General features: G+C 56.9%; 12 protein-coding genes. 10 read left to right on the top strand and 2 right to left on the bottom strand.

All coding sequences use genetic code 11. The features are described from left to right. The first annotated feature begins 7 nt into the window (after positions 1–7). The 6 genes from ntrB to EIP93_RS14795 all read left to right on the top strand — a co-directional run bounded on the left by ntrB (position 8) and on the right by EIP93_RS14795 (position 10,625). Positions 8–922 carry a nitrate ABC transporter permease gene (ntrB, locus tag EIP93_RS14820; protein WP_103862145.1) on the top strand — a complete coding sequence of 305 codons (915 nt, stop codon included), beginning with the start codon at positions 8–10 and terminating at the stop codon, positions 920–922. A 10-nt stretch (positions 923–932) separates the two neighbouring features. Then, positions 933–1,727 carry an ABC transporter ATP-binding protein gene (locus tag EIP93_RS14815; protein WP_010295297.1) on the top strand — a complete coding sequence of 265 codons (795 nt, stop codon included), beginning with the start codon at positions 933–935 and terminating at the stop codon, positions 1,725–1,727. Between the two features lie 19 nt (positions 1,728–1,746). Beyond that, on the top strand, positions 1,747–5,934 hold the full coding sequence (nirB, locus tag EIP93_RS14810; protein WP_125233349.1) for a nitrite reductase large subunit NirB: 4,188 nt from the start codon (positions 1,747–1,749) through the stop codon (positions 5,932–5,934). Then, entirely contained in the window at positions 5,931–8,639 is a 2,709-nt protein-coding gene (locus EIP93_RS14805) for a nitrate reductase (RefSeq protein ID WP_125232919.1), read from the top strand. Before nirB ends, EIP93_RS14805 begins: the two co-directional genes overlap by 4 nt. A 25-nt stretch (positions 8,640–8,664) precedes the next feature. Then, on the top strand, positions 8,665–9,498 hold the full coding sequence (cobA, locus tag EIP93_RS14800) for a uroporphyrinogen-III C-methyltransferase (protein WP_125232918.1): 834 nt from the start codon (positions 8,665–8,667) through the stop codon (positions 9,496–9,498). Between the two features lie 182 nt (positions 9,499–9,680). Further along, on the top strand, positions 9,681–10,625 hold the full coding sequence (locus EIP93_RS14795; RefSeq protein WP_103941043.1) for an Rpn family recombination-promoting nuclease/putative transposase: 945 nt from the start codon (positions 9,681–9,683) through the stop codon (positions 10,623–10,625). 102 nt (positions 10,626–10,727) lie between these two features. Here the strand turns inward: EIP93_RS14795 and EIP93_RS14790 are convergent, their stop codons facing one another. Beyond that, positions 10,728–11,192 carry a YehS family protein gene (locus EIP93_RS14790; protein WP_010295289.1) on the bottom strand — a complete coding sequence of 155 codons (465 nt, stop codon included), beginning with the start codon at positions 11,190–11,192 and terminating at the stop codon, positions 10,728–10,730. A gap of 84 nt (positions 11,193–11,276) precedes the next feature. Continuing rightward, positions 11,277–11,798 carry a 1,2-dihydroxy-3-keto-5-methylthiopentene dioxygenase gene (locus EIP93_RS14785; RefSeq protein WP_102117754.1) on the bottom strand — a complete coding sequence of 174 codons (522 nt, stop codon included), beginning with the start codon at positions 11,796–11,798 and terminating at the stop codon, positions 11,277–11,279. A 238-nt stretch (positions 11,799–12,036) separates the two neighbouring features. Between EIP93_RS14785 and EIP93_RS14780 the strand changes: the two genes are divergently transcribed. Genes EIP93_RS14780 through EIP93_RS14765 form a run of 4 tightly spaced genes read left to right on the top strand, consistent with a single transcriptional unit; the run spans position 12,037 to position 16,553 of the window. Next, a complete protein-coding gene (locus EIP93_RS14780) occupies positions 12,037–13,017 on the top strand; it encodes a sugar ABC transporter substrate-binding protein (RefSeq protein WP_010295285.1) in 981 nt (326 codons plus the stop codon). Between the two features lie 4 nt (positions 13,018–13,021). After that, a complete protein-coding gene (locus EIP93_RS14775) occupies positions 13,022–14,569 on the top strand; it encodes a sugar ABC transporter ATP-binding protein (RefSeq protein ID WP_125232917.1) in 1,548 nt (515 codons plus the stop codon). Then, on the top strand, positions 14,566–15,558 hold the full coding sequence (locus EIP93_RS14770) for an ABC transporter permease (protein WP_125232916.1): 993 nt from the start codon (positions 14,566–14,568) through the stop codon (positions 15,556–15,558). The genes EIP93_RS14775 and EIP93_RS14770 overlap by 4 nt, the downstream gene beginning before the upstream one ends. Beyond that, entirely contained in the window at positions 15,555–16,553 is a 999-nt protein-coding gene (locus tag EIP93_RS14765; protein ID WP_107333139.1) for an ABC transporter permease, read from the top strand. Before EIP93_RS14770 ends, EIP93_RS14765 begins: the two co-directional genes overlap by 4 nt. Positions 16,554–16,578: the final 25 nt, after the last annotated feature.

Below are 16,578 nucleotides of genomic sequence, written 5' to 3'. Positions count from 1 at the left end.
GTTGATGATGAAAAACCAGGCCCAGGTCATTCCAATTACCGCGGATAACGCCCCGGAAACCGTACACAGCGCCGACATTACGCCGCTGCCAACTAAACCCGCAACGCCTGCAAAAGCACCGGCGACACCGGTTTTCGCCTACCGCCCGCTGCTGCGCAAGCTGTTTCAACAACTTTTCCCTGCGGTACTGGGGCTGGGGCTGCTGGTTGCGGTCTGGCAGATTGCCGCGCTCAACAGCGAAAACTTCCCGACGCCGTGGACGACCTGGCTTGCGGCGCTCAGCCTCTTTGCCGATCCGTTTTACATCGCAGGGCCGAACGATCAGGGCATCGGCTGGAACGTATTGGCCTCACTGCAACGTGTTGGCATTGGCTTCGGACTGGCGGCACTGGTCGGCATTCCTGCTGGTTTCCTGATTGGTCGTTTTACGTTTCTGGCCAACATGCTCAACCCGATCATTTCGCTGCTGCGTCCGGTCAGTCCACTGGCCTGGCTGCCTATCGGCTTGCTGCTGTTCCAACGTGCCGAACCGGCATCCAGTTGGACCATTTTTATCTGCTCCATTTGGCCGATGATCCTCAATACCGCCGAAGGCGTGCGCCGCATCCCACAGGATTACCTGAACGTGGCGCGGGTGTTGAAGCTCTCCGAATTCACCATCATGCGCAAGATTCTGCTGCCTGCGGTGCTGCCTAACGTATTAACCGGTGTGCGTCTGTCGATTGGTGTCGCCTGGCTGGTCATTGTGGCGGCGGAAATGCTGACCGGCGGCGTCGGTATCGGCTTCTGGATTTGGAATGAGTGGAACAACCTGAATGTGGAAAACATCATCATCGCCATCGTGGTGATTGGCGTTATCGGTCTGCTGCTTGAGCAGGGACTAGTGTGGATTGCTAACCGTTTCAGCTATGACAACCGCTAAGGAGCCGACGATGCGTACAACACCCATTATTCAAGTGCAGCAGGTGAGCCAGCGTTTCAATACCGCCAGCGGTGAGTTTCTGGCGCTGGATCAGGTGAGTTTTGATATTCACACCGGTGAGACGATCAGCCTGATCGGCCATTCCGGCTGCGGTAAATCTACGTTATTGAACCTGATTGCTGGCCTGACGCTGCCGAGCAGCGGCGGCCTGCTGTGTGACAACCGTGAAATCGACGGCCCGGGGCCGGAGCGCGGTGTGGTCTTTCAGAACCACTCGCTGCTGCCGTGGCTGACCACCTACGAAAACGTGGCGCTGGCGGTACGCCAGGTGTTTCGTGGCCAGATGAACAAGCGCGAAATGCACGAATGGATTACCCACAATCTCGAACTGGTGCATATGGAGCACGCGCTGAACAAGCGACCGAATGAGATCTCCGGCGGGATGAAGCAGCGTGTGGGTATCGCCCGCGCGCTGGCCATGAAGCCGAAAGTCCTGCTGATGGATGAACCGTTCGGCGCGCTGGATGCGCTGACCCGCGCACATCTTCAGGATGCGGTGATGGAGATTCAGCAGCGGTTGCAAACCACGATTGTGCTGATTACCCACGATGTCGACGAAGCAGTGCTGCTGTCGGATCGCGTGCTGATGATGACCAACGGCCCCGCGGCGACGGTCGGTGAAATCATGAAAGTTGAGCTGGAACGTCCGCGTTCACGCGTCGTACTGGCCGACGATCCACGCTACCACCATTACCGTCAGCAGGTGCTGCATTTCTTATATGAAAAACAGCCTAAAGCAGCCTGACAGCGAGGCCGGAACGATGATGAAACCGCATCTGATTGTGATTGGTAACGGGATGGCGAGTGCGCGATTCGTCGATGTGCTGCGCCAACTGGCCGCAACGCGCTATCGAATCACCGTGATTGGTGATGAACCGCGTGCCAGCTATAACCGTATCCTGCTGTCGCCGGTATTGAGCGGCGAAAAAGCGTTTACGGATACGCTGCTGACGCCAGCGACTCTCGACGACGATGCGGCGCTGCCGGTCAATTATCTGCTGGGTGAGCGGGTAACCCATATCGATCGCCAGCAGCGTGAGGTGACAACGACGCAACGGCAGTTGCATTACGATCATCTGGTGTTGGCGACCGGCTCCACGCCGTTTATGCCGCCTATGCCCGGTATCGATCTGGCGGGCGTGTGCGGCTTCCGCACGCTGGATGATGTCGAGCTGATGTTGGCGACGATTGGCCAGTCCGTTCCTGCGGTGGTGATTGGCGGCGGTTTGCTCGGCATTGAAGCCGCCGCGGCGCTGCAACTGCGTGGTGCCGACGTCACGTTGCTGCATCGCGTTCCGGTTCTCATGGAGCGTCAACTGGACGCCACGGCGAGTGACCTGCTGTGCGACAGCCTGCGCGAACGCGGCATTGCCTGCGAGACGGATGTGCAGGTGGTGGCGCTGCATGGCGATGAACGCGGGGTGACGGCGGTCGCGCTGGCAGATGGCCGCACGATTCCGGCAGGTCTGGTGGTGGTGACGGCGGGAGTGATTCCTGCTAGCCAACTGGCGCGCGAATGCGGCTTGCCCTGCAACCGTGGCGTGCTGGTGGATGGACAACTGCAAACCGCCGACCCGTATATCAGCGCGATCGGCGAATGCTGTGAACTCAATGGCGAAATATTTGGGCTGGTTGCCCCATGTATTGCCCATGCCACGCTGGTGGCGCAGCGCCTTGCCGGACACACACCGAAAGACTACCAGCGTGAGCAGGCGGCAACGCGACTGAAGGTCACCGGTATTGGCGTGGTCAGCGGCGGCGATATTAACGTTACACCAGATGATGAGGTGTACACCCTTTTTGATCCGCAGACGCAGCACTATCGTCGTCTGCTCGTTCGCGACGGTCGGCTGAGCGGTGTTCTGCTGTATGGCGACACTGACGACAGCCAGCGCCTGCTGGCCACGATGGATAGCACCACCGAAGGCGAGATGATTCCGCCTGCCTCGCTGCTTTTCGGCCTTTCTTCCCCTGATTCTGACCCACAGCCTGAAGCTGTAAGGATTCCTGTCATGAGCAAACCTATTTTGGTGGTCGTCGGCCACGGTATGGTCGGCCACTATTTTCTTGAACAGCTAGTTGAACGCGACCTGCATCAGCATTACCACATCGTCGTATTCGGCGAAGAACGCCATGAAGCCTATGACCGCGTTCACCTCTCCGAATATTTCTCCGGCCGCAGTGCCGCTTCGCTGTCGCTGGTAAAAGACGGCTTTTTTGCCGAGAGCGGCATTGAGCTGCGCAGTGCCAGCGAGATCGTGGCTATCGATCGTGAACGTCAGTGCGTGTGTGATGCGCAGGGCAGAGAAACCGCCTACGACAAACTGGTGCTGGCGACGGGGTCTTATGCCTTTGTTCCGCCGATTCCCGGCAATACGCGCCCCGGCTGTCTGGTGTATCGCACGCTGGACGATCTGGATGCGATTGCAGCACAGGCGAAAAAGGGCAAGTCTGGCGTGGTGATTGGCGGCGGTTTGCTGGGTCTGGAAGCCGCAAACGCCTTACGTCAACTGGGGCTGGACACGCATGTGGTGGAGTTTGCTCCGCGTCTGATGGCGGTACAGCTGGATGACGGCGGTGCTACCATGCTGCGCCGCAAGATTGAAGCGCTGGGCGTACAGATTCATCTCAGCAAAGAAACGCGTGAAATCACCGACGGCGAGCAGGCGTTGCATCGCCTCTGCTTTGCTGACGGCAGCGTGTTGGAAACCGATCTGGTGCTGTTTTCCGCCGGGATTCGCCCGCGCGATAAATTGGCCGATAGCTGCGATTTAGAGAAAGGGCCGCGCGGCGGCATCGTGATTGATGACCGCTGCCAGACTTCCGATGATGCGATTTTCGCCATCGGCGAGTGTGCGCTGTGGAAAGGGCAGATTTTCGGGCTGGTGGCACCGGGCTACCAAATGGCACGCAGCGTGGCGGATACGCTGGCGCAGCGCGATACGCCATTTACCGGCGCGGACATGAGCACCAAACTGAAATTGCTGGGCGTGGAAGTGGCTTCGATTGGCGATGCGCATGGGCGCACGGCGGGAAGCCAAAGCTACCAGTGGACGGACGGCCCGAACGAGGTCTACAAGAAAATCGTCGTGTCTGCCGACGGCAAGCGTTTACTGGGTGCCGTATTGATCGGCGACAGCAGTGATTACAGCACGTTGTTGCAAATGATGCTCAACGATATGCCGTTGCCTAAACAGCCGGAAGGATTGATCTTGCCCGCGCGTTCCGGTGATGCGCCGAAAGGGCTGGGCGTGGCGGCATTACCCGCCAGCGCACAGATTTGCTCCTGTCATAACGTCAGCAAAAGCGATATCTCGGCGGCGGTGGCAGGCGGCTGCGGTGAATTGGGCGCCCTGAAAACCTGCACCAAAGCGGGGACGGGTTGCGGTGGCTGTGTGCCGTTGCTTAAACAGGTGATGGAGTACGAACTGACGCAACTGGGCGTCGAAGTGAAGAAGGATATCTGTGAGCACTTCGCCTATTCACGTCAGGAGCTGTACCACCTGATTCGCGTGCATGAGATCCGCTCGTTCGACAGCCTCCTTGAGCGTTACGGCCACGGTTTGGGCTGCGAAGTGTGTAAGCCACTGGTGGGTTCTATGCTGGCCTCCTGCTGGAATGACTATCTGCTGCAACCGCAGCACCTGCCGTTGCAGGATACCAACGATCGTTTCTTTGCCAATATCCAAAAAGACGGCACGTATTCCGTCGTGCCGCGCGTTCCGGCGGGGGAGATCACGCCAGAAGGCCTGATCGCTATCGGGCAGGTCGCGCAGCGCTATAACCTGTACACCAAGATCACCGGCGGCCAGCGGGTGGATTTATTCGGTGCTCGCTTAGAACAGCTTCCAGAGATCTGGCGTGAGCTGATCGATGCTGGATTTGAAACCGGCCATGCCTACGGTAAATCGCTGCGTACCGTGAAGTCCTGCGTGGGCTCGACCTGGTGCCGCTACGGCGTGCAGGATTCCACCGGGCTGGCGATCCAACTGGAGCACCGTTACAAGGGGCTGCGCTCGCCGCATAAAGTCAAAATGGCCGTTTCTGGCTGTACTCGCGAATGTGCGGAGGCACAAAGCAAAGACATCGGCGTGATTGCCACGGACAAAGGCTGGAATCTGTACGTGTGCGGCAATGGCGGCATGAAACCGCGTCATGCGGATCTCTTCGCCAGCGATCTGGATACGGAAACCCTGCTGCGCACCATCGATCGGGTATTAATGTTCTATATCCGCACCGGCGATCGCCTCCAGCGCACTAGCACCTGGATGGATAATCTGGAGGGCGGTATCGACTATCTGCGTCAGGTGATTCTGGAGGACAGCCTGAATATCGGCGAAGAGTTAGATAAAGAGATGCAGCGCGTGGTGGATGCCTACCAGTGCGAATGGCAAACCACGCTGGAAAGCCCGGAACGTCTGGCGCTGTTCCGCGGCTTCCTGAACAGCGATAGCCCGGATGAAGCGGTGGTGATGGTGCCTGAGCGTGGGCAGATCCGTCCGGCACAGGATCATGAGAAAGCGGTATCGGCAGAACCCGCTGTGCTAAAACCCGCCGCGCATGAAGCGGAGTGGGTACAGGTGGCGACGCTGGGCGATATTCCGCGTCATGCTGGCATGGCGGCGCGCCTCGGACAGCAGCAGATCGCGCTGTTCCACCTGCCGGGTAGCGAGCAGCAGGTGTACGCGTTAGAAAACCATGAGCCGGGCAGCGGGGCGAACGTGCTGTCGCGTGGGCTATTGGGTGACGTGGCGGGTGAGCCAGTCGTGATTTCTCCGCTGTACAAAAAACGCTTCAAACTGCGAGACGGCGTCAGCCCGGATGACAGCGCGCTGTACGTGCGTGCCTGGCCGGTGCGCGTGGAAGATGATGAAATCTGGGTATGCCGTCAACCGCTGGCCGTGCCTGAAAGCGTCTCGCTGGCAGAGACAGCTATGGCGAAAGCATCATGAACGCGCGCGTCTGTCGGACAACCTGCCCGTATTGTGGCGTCGGCTGTGGCGTGCTGGCAGAACACGATGGGCAAGGTGCGGTAAAGATCAGCGGGGATCCCGCACATCCGGCGAATTTAGGTCGGCTGTGCGTCAAAGGCTCCGCGCTGGGAGAAACGCTGGATTTGAAAGGCCGCCTGCTGTGGCCGCTGGTGGAAGGGCGTCGCGTTAGCTGGGATCAGGCGCTCGATACGGTGGCTGAACGGCTGCTGGCGACCATGCAGCAACACGGCCCGCAGTCGGTCGCGTTTTATGGTTCAGGCCAGCTGTTGACGGAAGATTACTACGTCGCCAACAAGCTGATGAAAGGCTTCATTGGCGTCGCCAATATGGATACCAATTCGCGGCTGTGTATGGCGTCAGCGGTGATTGGCTATAAGCGCGGACTAGGGGCGGATGCCGTTCCCTGTAATTATGAAGATATCGAGCTGGCGGATGTGGTTGTGCTGGTCGGTTCTAATACCGCCTGGGCACATCCGGTGGTGTATCAGCGACTGGTGCAGGCGAAACAGCAGCGGCCACAGATGCAGGTGGTGGTGATCGATCCACGACGTACCGCAACCTGCGATATTGCCGATCTGCATTTACCGCTGCAACCCGGCAGCGATGCCGGGCTGTTCAACGGCCTGCTGCATTGGATTGCGCAGGATTCACGCATCGATATCGCCGAACTGGCCGAGCGCTTTTCCGGTGTGGAAGAAGCATTACAGTCAGCGCAGGCGTGGTCGGTGGCGCAGGTGGCGGAGTTCTGTCGGCTAGATGAAGCCGATATCGAGTGTTTCTATCACCTGTTCAGCACCAGCGATAAAGTGGTCACGCTCTATTCGCAGGGCGTCAACCAATCGTCTTCGGGCAGTGATAAATGCAATGCCATCATTAATGCGCATCTGCTGAGCGGTAAAATCGGCGTGTCGGGTTCCGGCCCCTTTTCGATAACCGGACAGCCAAATGCGATGGGTGGACGGGAAGTCGGCGGGTTAGCTAATCAGCTTGCCAGCCACATGGGTTTTACGCCACAGGACATCGAGCGCGTAGGGCGCTTCTGGCAGAGCGATAATGTGGCGACGCAGCCCGGTCTGAATGCGGTGGAACTGTTTCGCGCGGTTGAACGCGGCGATATTAAAGCGGTGTGGATCATGGGCACTAATCCGGTGGTGTCGATGCCGGATGCCGACCGGGTGAAACAAGCGCTGGAACGCTGCCCGCTGGTGATCGTCTCCGAGGTGATGCGTCACACCGATACCGCAGAAACCGCCGATATCTTACTGCCCGCGTTGGGTTGGGGAGAAAAGGACGGCACGGTGACCAATTCCGAACGCCGGGTGTCTCGTCAGCGAGCCTTTCTGCCCGCGCCGGGGGAAGCCAAAGCCAACTGGTGGATACTGAGTCAGGTGGCGCAGCGTATGGGATTTGCCGAGGCATTTGCTTATCAGCATCCGGCGGAAATCTTTCGTGAACATGCGGCGCTGTCTGGGTTTGAGAATAATGGCAGCCGCGCGTTTGATATCAGCGGGCTGGCGACGCTCAGCAATCAGCAGTGGCAGCAGTTGGAGCCGATACAGTGGCCGGTGAATGCGACATATCCACAGGGGCGCGCTCGACTGGGTGACGATGGCCGATTCTGGCATGCCGATGGTAAAGCGCGTCTGGTGGCGGTAACACCGTCGCTGCCGCAAAGTCCGTGGAGCGCGGCGTATCCGCTGATACTGAACACTGGGCGTATTCGCGATCAGTGGCACACCATGACGCGGACTGGCAAAGCGGCTCGGCTGATGCGTCATATCAGCGAGCCCTACTGCGAGCTGCATCCACAGGATGCGCAGACGCATGATATTCAGGCGGGCGATCTGGTGCGTCTGTCGTCGGTACACGGCTGGATGCTGGTGCGGGCACGACTCGATGCCGGACAGGCGCGCGGCAGCGTGTTTGTACCGATGCACTGGAATCAGCAGTTCAGCGCTCAGGCGCGGGCTGACAGTTTAGTTGCGCCGATTACCGATCCGTATTCCGGGCAGCCGGAAAGCAAACACAGCCGGGTGCGTATCCAACCCTGGCATACCGCCTGGCAGGCAACGCTGTTTTTTGCCGACGAGCCGCCGACTGCGCCATTAACCTTACCCGCAGAGCATGACGTTCTGCCGCCGCCCGCTACCTACTGGAGCAAAGTGCCTCATGAAGGCGTGACGCAGTATCTGTTTGCCGACCGTGTGCCGGTAGACGACTGGCAGGCATGGCTGACTGAACATTACGGGTTGGAAAATATGCAGTGTCAGGTTGCGCAGGGCAATGGCGTATTTCACCTGATTGGCTGGCGCGATGGCCGGGTGGTGTTGGCCTGCTATGTGAGTGCGCAGGCGCTGCGTATCGACAGCGATGCGGTGCGTCAGGCGTTTGCTACTCCACCGCAACTACCGCACGAGCGCCATGCACTGCTGGCAGGTCAGGCTCCACAAGGACAGGTGAAGCAGGGAGCTACGATTTGCAGTTGTTATAGCGTTGGCGAAGCGATCATCGTCGGTGCGATTCGTAAGGGGTGTCACAGCGTGGCAGCGTTAGGCGGTACGCTGAAATGCGGCACCAACTGCGGTTCCTGTATCCCCGAACTGAAGGCGTTATTGAGTCAGCATGTGCCGATAACGGTCAATGAATTGAAAAAAGCAGGTTGAGCGCCACGGCGTAATGAGGTGTGACATGATGACAACACAATCAATATTGGCGAAGGGCCAGCGGCGTCAGCCTGTACTCGGCGGTGAAATCTGGCTGGTAGGCGCGGGGCCGGGCGATGTAGAACTGCTGACGCTGAAGGCGTTGCGGGCAATCCAGCAGGCGGATGTGGTGGTCTACGATCGGCTGGTGTCGGCGGAGATTATGGATTTGGTGCCGGAGCAGGCGCTGTGTATCGATGTCGGAAAAACGCGCGGCTGCCACCGTTTGTCGCAGGAGAAAATCAATCAGCTGTTGGTTGAACTGGCGCAGGCTGGGCAACGGGTGATTCGTCTCAAGGGCGGCGACCCCTTTATTTTTGGTCGCGGCGGCGAAGAGATGGATTATGCCCAGCAGGCCGGGATTGTCTGTCATGTGGTGCCCGGTATTACTGCCGCGACAGGCTGTGCGGCAGCAGTGGGGTTACCGCTGACGCACCGGGCCTGTGCGCAGTCGGTACGCTTCGTGACCGGCCATTCGCGCGATGGTGAACCGCAATTGGACTGGCCGACACTGGCGGACAGCCAGCAAACGCTGGTGTTCTATATGGGGCTGAGCCACAGCAGTCGACTGTGCCAGCGCCTGATCGAACACGGTCTGTCCGCGCAGACGCCTGTCGCGATTATTGAACGCGGCACCCAGCCGGATCAGCGATTATTAACGGCAACGCTGGAAACCTTACCAGCACTGCTTGCTCGCTATCAGCCACAGTCGCCGAGCCTGCTGGTGGTCGGTGACGTCGTTCGCTTCTGTCGTCATCCGGCGCTGCATGTTGATGCAGCCCCTGCACGTTTGATGATGGAAAAACATGAAGCCGCCTGACGGCAACAGATTCTTTTTGACGATTAGCGCCTCATTTTGAATGTGAAGTACTTTTTAACGTGAAAGAACGTGTTTTTCTTCGAGGCGCTTTCCACTTTCTCCGCTGTCTTCTGTTTTGTTATCGCATCCCCGTTACCCTCCCTACTGAATTTTTAGTCATGGTCTACAGGGAAGGGGACGAGATGCCATCGCATGATGCGATCTTCAAACAGTTTCTCAGCGATATCGCGGTCGCACGGGATTTTCTGACTATCCATCTGCCGGATGAAATCCGTGCACGGTGTGATTTCAGCACGCTGCAATTGGAATCCGCGTCGTTTATTGATGAAAAGCTGCGCGCGCGGATATCGGACGTGCTGTACTCGCTACGTACCACCGCAGGCAAAGGGTATATTTACTGTGTGATTGAACACCAAAGCCGCCCGGAAAAGCAGATGGCTTTCCGGCTGCTGCGCTATTGTCTGGCTGCCATGCAGCAGCATCTGGATCAGGGACACGATCGCTTACCGCTAGTGGTGCCGCTGCTGTTTTATCATGGCAGAGCGCGTCCTTATCCTTACAGCCTCCGCTGGCTGGACAGTTTCGCCGATCCTGTACTGGCAAAAGCGCTGTATGAACAGCCTTTCCCGTTGGTGGATTTAACTGTCATGCCAGACGATGAAATCCGCACGCACCGACGGATGGCGTTACTGGAACTGGTACAGAAGCATATTCGTACCCGTGATATGCTGGAGTTGGCGCGGGAGATTGGGTTACTATTTGAACGCTGGTCGGTGCCGCTGACGCAGCGTCGGGCGCTGTTATTTTATATTGCACAAGCGGGAAACACATCCAAACCCGCAGATTTCATTGACGCACTGGCTGCACCGCTATCAACCGGTCAGGAGGACATTATGACGATTGCAGAACAATTGAAAAAAATGGGATTCGAGGAAGGCATCCAACGCGGTATTCAGCAAGGATTGGAGCAGGGCATTGAACAAGGGATGAAAAACAGTGCCAGACAAATTGCCCGTAATTTATTGCTAACGGGAATGGATAAGAACAGCGTGCAGCAGGTCACTCAGCTTGAGGAAGAAGAGCTGGAGCAGTTGGTCACGGCTATCCTGCATGACACACAGCATTGATACTGAGCTAAACAATACCGCACTAAAAACTGAGCGTTGCTGATGCCCTTACGAGGAAGGTCAGTCAGGCAGCGCTCACGTCCTTTCGCTAACGCGTTGCTTTTAGCCTTTACGGACTCGCGCAGTTAGCCCTTTCAGGAAGTAGCGGATCACCTGATCGCCGCAGGTGCGATAGTTTTTATGATCAGGTGCGCGCATCATCGCGGTGACTTCCGGTACTGAAATGCGAAAATTTTGTGCCTGCAGGATCGCCTGAATATCATCCGTTTTTAGTGAAAACGCGACACGCAGCTTTTTCAGAATAATATTGTTGGTCATCTTGCGTTCAAACTGCGGCGCAGGCTGGTTTTCATCTTGACCGCGTTTTTGCAGAATCAGCCCATTCAGGAAATAACTCATCACGATGTCCGGGCAAGGCTGATAGCCTTCCTCTCCCTCTTTTTTGACGTAGCTCGCCAACTGCTGGGGGGGGACGGTCATCTCCACCAGCGCCAGGATCTTCAGCAGGTGGTCATTATTGAAATTCAGCATATAGCGCACGCTGCGCAGGACATCGTTGTTCATCATTACGGAGGGGGTCTCGCCGTTCGTCTTCGTACAAAACGCACAGTATAAAGGGAACGGCGGAGAAATGCAGAAACGATCGTGGAATTAGTGAAACGTTTCCCGTCCGGTAAAGTGCCCAACCCAGCCTTCTGGATTGGTAAAAATACGGATCGCGACAAAATCAGGGAATTCGCCGCAGTCAAACCAGTGCGGCGTGTTGGCGGGAACGCGTAAGAGATCGCCGGCCTCACAGGTAAGCTGGAAAACCTGCTCGCCAATCGGCACAAAGAAGCTTCCGCTACCGCGTACGAAGAAGCGCACTTCATCTTCACTATGGGTGTGTTCCTGAAGAAACTTTTCCCGCAGCGCCAGTCTCTCGGCATGATCTGGCGTCAGGCTGATCACGTCGGCAGAGGTGTAGCCTTCCTGCTGTTTGAGACGTTCAATATCGGCACGGTACTGCGTCAAAATGGTTTCGCTGCTGGCGTCGAGCGGAGGTGCTTCGGTCTGCCAATGTTCTAACTGGATCCCGGCGCTGGCGAGCAGGGAAGCGATGTCATTAAACGTGGTGAACTGCTGGACGGGCTGTGTGATCTGCGGACGGTGGTAAATCGATAGCGTTGTCATGTCTGCTTTCCCTTAGGTATAGAAGAACCTTAACCATTAACTTTATAGGGATAAAAAACAAGATGCTTTTTTTATAACTTATTCCTTAAAATTCAATAGGTAAAAATCATTACATCTGTGTATCAATGCTATTTCTATTTAATCACTAGCCATTATCATTTTTGTTATTTCGATTTAACTTTTCCCGTTGCTAATCTCTTTCACTGCTAATAATTTTATAAAAACCGGGATAAAAATGATGAAGACTCGCTTTTCTCGTCTTGCTGCGTGCGTGCTGGCTACGGGGGTTATGACCTCTGTTCAGGCGGCTGATGAGACACTGTCATTGAAGGGAAAAACCATTGGTGTCGCCGTCGTGGGGACACAGCATTTTTGGGATCGTGAAGCCTACAAAGGGGCGACCGAAGAAATTGAGAAACTCGGTGGACAGGTCGTGGGCGTAGATGGCGGGCGTGATAATCAGGTTCATGCCAATAACCACGATATCCTGCTGGCGCGTAAGGTGGATGCGGTGATCAGTATTCTTGGCGACAGTGCGGTAGAACCGAAATTTAAAGCGCTGCGTGACGCGAAAATTCCGGTTTTTACCGTCGATCACGTTTCGTCTTACTCCATTAATAACACGACGTCGGATAACTACGCGATCGGTTCGACGATCGGGCGCTATACGGCAGATGCGCTGGGCGGAAAAGGCAATATTGCGGTGTTCAACGCGTTCTCCAACGCGCTGCGCATCTGTGGTATCCGCTATGATTTGTGGAAATACGTCCTGCAAGATTATCCGGGGATCAAAATCATTCAGCCTGAGCTGGCTGAGCAGTATTCCAACTCGCCGGAAGATGCGCGTAAGAAAACTCTTGAGCTGCTGAGCCAGCATCCTAAAGGCACGCTGGATGCGATCCATGTTGCCTGCTGGGATCAGCCGGCCATCGGCGTGGTACAAGCATTGGAAGAAACCGGGCGTGACAAGGATGTGAAGGTCACGGCGATTGATGCCGGGCCAGAAACGCTGGAAATTATGGCGGAGAAAGGCAGCCCGTTTGTTGCCAACGTTGCGCAGCAGCCGCGTCTGATTGGCACCACATCAGCGAAAAACGTCGCCCGCTATTTCGCTGGCACCACGCTGCTGCCGCAGACGTTTGTGCCAGTGTTGCCCGTCAAAGGGGAGGCAGAAGCCAAAGCGGTCTATAAACAGCTTGGCTATGGCGAACTGAAATAACGCTATGGTGGGATATCACGCAGCCCCGTCGCCGTCCGGCGGCGGTCTGGCAATGACGCACATCAGCAAGCAGTTCGCGGGGATTCCCGCGCTGGACAACGTATCACTAACGGTTCGGCCGGGAGAAATTCTCGGCCTGATTGGGGAAAACGGCGCGGGGAAATCGACCTTAATCAAAGTGCTGGCTGGGGTCTATGCTGCGGACAGTGGCGAGATCGCTATCGATGGACAGCGGCTGACCGCCGTGACGCCAGCGGTTATTCACGCGCACGGCATTCGTTTTATCCATCAGGAACTGCATCTGATTCCCCATTTTACCGTGGCGGAATCGGTGTTTCTCGGGCAGGAAATTGTGAGCCGCTGGCGAGGCGTTGATCGTCGGGCGATGCGGCGTGAAACCGAACAGTTTTTTCAACACACGTTCAATTTATCGATAGATGCCAACCAGCTGATTCGGGATTTAAGTTTGGCGCAACGTAAACTGGTACAGATTGCGCGGGCACTGATTGATGGCAAGGCGCGGCTTGTGGTGTTTGATGAACCGACCGCGCCGCTGGAAGCGCGTGAAGCCGCGCAACTACTGCATACACTCCAGACGCTGAAACAGCGCGGCATCGCCATTATCTATGTTTCCCACTATCTCAATGAAATTGCGGATATCTGCGATCGCGTCACCGTGTTACGCAATGGTAAGGGCGTGACGACGCTGGACGATCCTGAGACGAAGGATATCGATGGAATGATTCGTCTGATGGTGGGACGAGAGATTGTCAGCCTGTTTGACGGAAAACGAAAGACAGAGAAAAGTGAGACGCCTTTGCTACAGGTTGAACAGCTCACGGATCGACAACATTTTCAGCCGATAAGTTTTCAGGTTGCTGCGGGAGAAATCGTCGGCATTGCAGGACTGTTAGGCTCGGGGCGTGAGGCGCTGATTGATGCGCTCTATGGTATTTCGCCTGCCCGTGAGGGACATATTACGATCAATGATCGGACGCTGCGACCACGTTCTCCGGTACAGGCCATCGCACAGAAAATGGCGCTGGTGCCGCGCGATCGTCGTCATGACGGGCTGATTTTACCGCTATCGGTGGCGGACAATATCAATCTGGCTTCTTTACCTGCGGTAGCCTGGCGCGGTTGGCTGCGGCGTAAGCAAGCGGTAGCACAGGCGAATCATCTGGCGCAGACGCTGGATATCCGGCCGTGCGATGTCAGCGTTCCTGTGCGCAATTTAAGCGGCGGTAACCAGCAGAAGGTGATACTGGCGCGCTGGCTAAAGACCGATACCCGGCTGTTTATTCTTGATGAACCGACGCTGGGCGTCGATATTGGCGCGAAAGCCGAAATTTATCAGCTTACCCGGCAGCTCGCGGCAGAAGGGCGGGCCGTTATTGTCTCTTCCAGCGATGACGGCGAACTCCTGGGGCTTTGCGATCGCATTCTGGTGATGTGGCGCGGTGAACTCATCGCCGATGTGCCGACGGAACACCTCTCGCTGGATAGCCTGCTGGCCTTGACCAGCAGCGGCCGCACGCAGGAGGCGGTATGACTCGCGCCCTACAATTCATCCGCTCTACGCCGCATTTAGCCCGACTTTTCAATCATATTCCCTTACTGCTGTTTGCGGTGCTGCTGCTTTTTCTCTGCCTGAGTGCACCTTATTTTCTCAGTTGGCAAAATATCACCATTATTTTGCGACAAAGCGCGCCGCTGGCGATCTTATGCTTCGGGCTCGTCTGCGTGATTACGGGCGGCGGTGACGAGGTGGTCTCTGGCGGTATCGATCTCTCGCTGCCTGCGATTGCGGTACTTGCCGTAGCGATAATCAGCGACGGTTTGACTAACGCGGATATCAGCTATTCGTGGTTGATTGTGTGCGTGGCGGGGGCCGCGTTACTGGCGGGCGCGGTGAATGCGGCGCTGGTGGTGGCGATTCGGCTACCGCCGCTGTTGGCGACATTAGCCTGTTCCGTAGCCGTTATCGGGCTCACCAATTTGCTGACCCAGCAGCGACGCATCAGCGTGAGCGATCCGGTAATTGTGGCGTTTCGCGATAGCACTCTGCTAGGTTTGCCGCTGGCGGTCTGGTTTATGCTGCTGGTTTTCCTCTTGTTTCAGTTTATCGTTCACCATAGCCGCTGGGGTCAGCATTTGCAGGCCGCCGGAGGAAACCGCGAAGCGGCGCAACTGTCGGGCATATCCCACACGCCATTGGTTATCGGTTCGTATCTGTTAGGTGCATTGGCGGCGGCACTGGCCTCGCTGACGCTGGTGGCGCAAGGATCCGGCAGTTCGCCCGGCACGGCAGAACCGCTGTTGCTAGAGATGGTACTGGCGACGTTTCTTGGCGCGGCGTTCTCTCGCCGTTGGGTGGTCACCATCTGGGGGGCCTTGCTGGGCACGCTGCTGGTGAACGCGCTGTCGAACGGTCTGGCGCTGCTGCGAGTCGATATCTTCTGGGTCGGCGCAATTAAGGGCGTACTGATTCTGGTGGTGCTCGCCGCCGCCTCGCTACGCAGGCAAAGGAGTCACGCGTGAAAAGTTCTTCTTTGGCGGCGCAGCCTGCGTTGCCGGGCGGCAGACTGGGGCTGTCGTTCTTTATCCGCTATGGTTTTCTGGTCATTCTGCTGGCGTTTCTGGTGTTTTTCTCGCTGCAAAATCCGATATTTTTGACGTTAGGCAACTGGGGAAACCTGCTGCAAGGTAGCGCGGTGCTGTTGATTGTGGCGCTGGCTATGACGCTAGTGGTGACGGCCGGTGGGATCGATCTGTCGGTGGGCGTTGCGCTGGATTTTGGCGCCGCCTTCGCGCTGGTGGCACTCAAAGTCTATGGTCTGCCGTGGCAGGCTGCGGTATTGGCCGCGTTGGCGGGTGGTGCGCTGGTGGGGGTGGTTAATGCGGTGCTGATTATTCATTGTCGAATTAAGCCATTCTTGGCAACGCTAGGAACCTGGTTTATCGGCAGCAGTATTGAGCGCATTTACACCGAGGGCGGCGGGCCGATCGCTTATCGTCGGATGGCACCGCAGTACCACGAGCTGGCTGTGGGTGACCTGTGGGGTATTCCGGTGCCGATCGTGATTGTCGCGGTGCTGTGGTTTGCCTACTACCTGTTATTTGAACGGACGATTGCGGGTAAACGTATCCATGCGATGGGGTTGAATGCGCCAGCGGCGCTGATTGCGGGTGTTAATGTGCGGCGCACGATGTTCTGGCTGCTGATTGTCACGTCGGTGACGTGCGCCATCGGCGGTGTGGTGTTATCCGCCAATCTGCGTCAATTTACGCCGCTGGCCGGACAGGCTTACCTGATGGACGCGATTGCCGCCGTTTTTATCGGCACCGCGTTTCATGCGCAGGGGCGACCCAACGTGGCGGGGACGCTAATCGGCGTGCTTTTTCTCGGTATGATCGCCAACGGTTTGAACCTGATGGGGCTGAACTTCATCGTAAAAGATGCGCTGAGCGGCGTGATTTTAGTGCTGGCGCTGGCGCTCTCTTTCCTGCAAGGGCGGCTGCGTCAGCGGCAATAAATGTTCAAACATGAATAAAAAAACA

This window comes from Pectobacterium versatile (genome assembly GCF_003932035.1).
GTDB lineage: Bacteria > Pseudomonadota > Gammaproteobacteria > Enterobacterales > Enterobacteriaceae > Pectobacterium > Pectobacterium versatile.
Note: the sequence above shows the minus strand (reverse complement) of the source record. Positions and strands in the feature narration are given on the sequence as shown.

Bases quoted from the DNA above. Each gene is read 5' to 3' on its own strand.
- ntrB (WP_103862145.1), top strand. From the start codon at position 8: ATGAAAAACCAGGCCCAGGTCATTCCAATTACCGCGGATAACGCCCCG.
- EIP93_RS14815 (WP_010295297.1), top strand. From the start codon at position 933: ATGCGTACAACACCCATTATTCAAGTGCAGCAGGTGAGCCAGCGTTTC.
- nirB (WP_125233349.1), top strand. From the start codon at position 1,747: ATGAAACCGCATCTGATTGTGATTGGTAACGGGATGGCGAGTGCGCGA.
- EIP93_RS14805 (WP_125232919.1), top strand. From the start codon at position 5,931: ATGAACGCGCGCGTCTGTCGGACAACCTGCCCGTATTGTGGCGTCGGC.
- cobA (WP_125232918.1), top strand. From the start codon at position 8,665: ATGATGACAACACAATCAATATTGGCGAAGGGCCAGCGGCGTCAGCCT.
- EIP93_RS14795 (WP_103941043.1), top strand. From the start codon at position 9,681: ATGCCATCGCATGATGCGATCTTCAAACAGTTTCTCAGCGATATCGCG.
- EIP93_RS14790 (WP_010295289.1), bottom strand. From the start codon at position 11,192: ATGATGAACAACGATGTCCTGCGCAGCGTGCGCTATATGCTGAATTTC.
- EIP93_RS14785 (WP_102117754.1), bottom strand. From the start codon at position 11,798: ATGACAACGCTATCGATTTACCACCGTCCGCAGATCACACAGCCCGTC.
- EIP93_RS14780 (WP_010295285.1), top strand. From the start codon at position 12,037: ATGAAGACTCGCTTTTCTCGTCTTGCTGCGTGCGTGCTGGCTACGGGG.
- EIP93_RS14775 (WP_125232917.1), top strand. From the start codon at position 13,022: ATGGTGGGATATCACGCAGCCCCGTCGCCGTCCGGCGGCGGTCTGGCA.
- EIP93_RS14770 (WP_125232916.1), top strand. From the start codon at position 14,566: ATGACTCGCGCCCTACAATTCATCCGCTCTACGCCGCATTTAGCCCGA.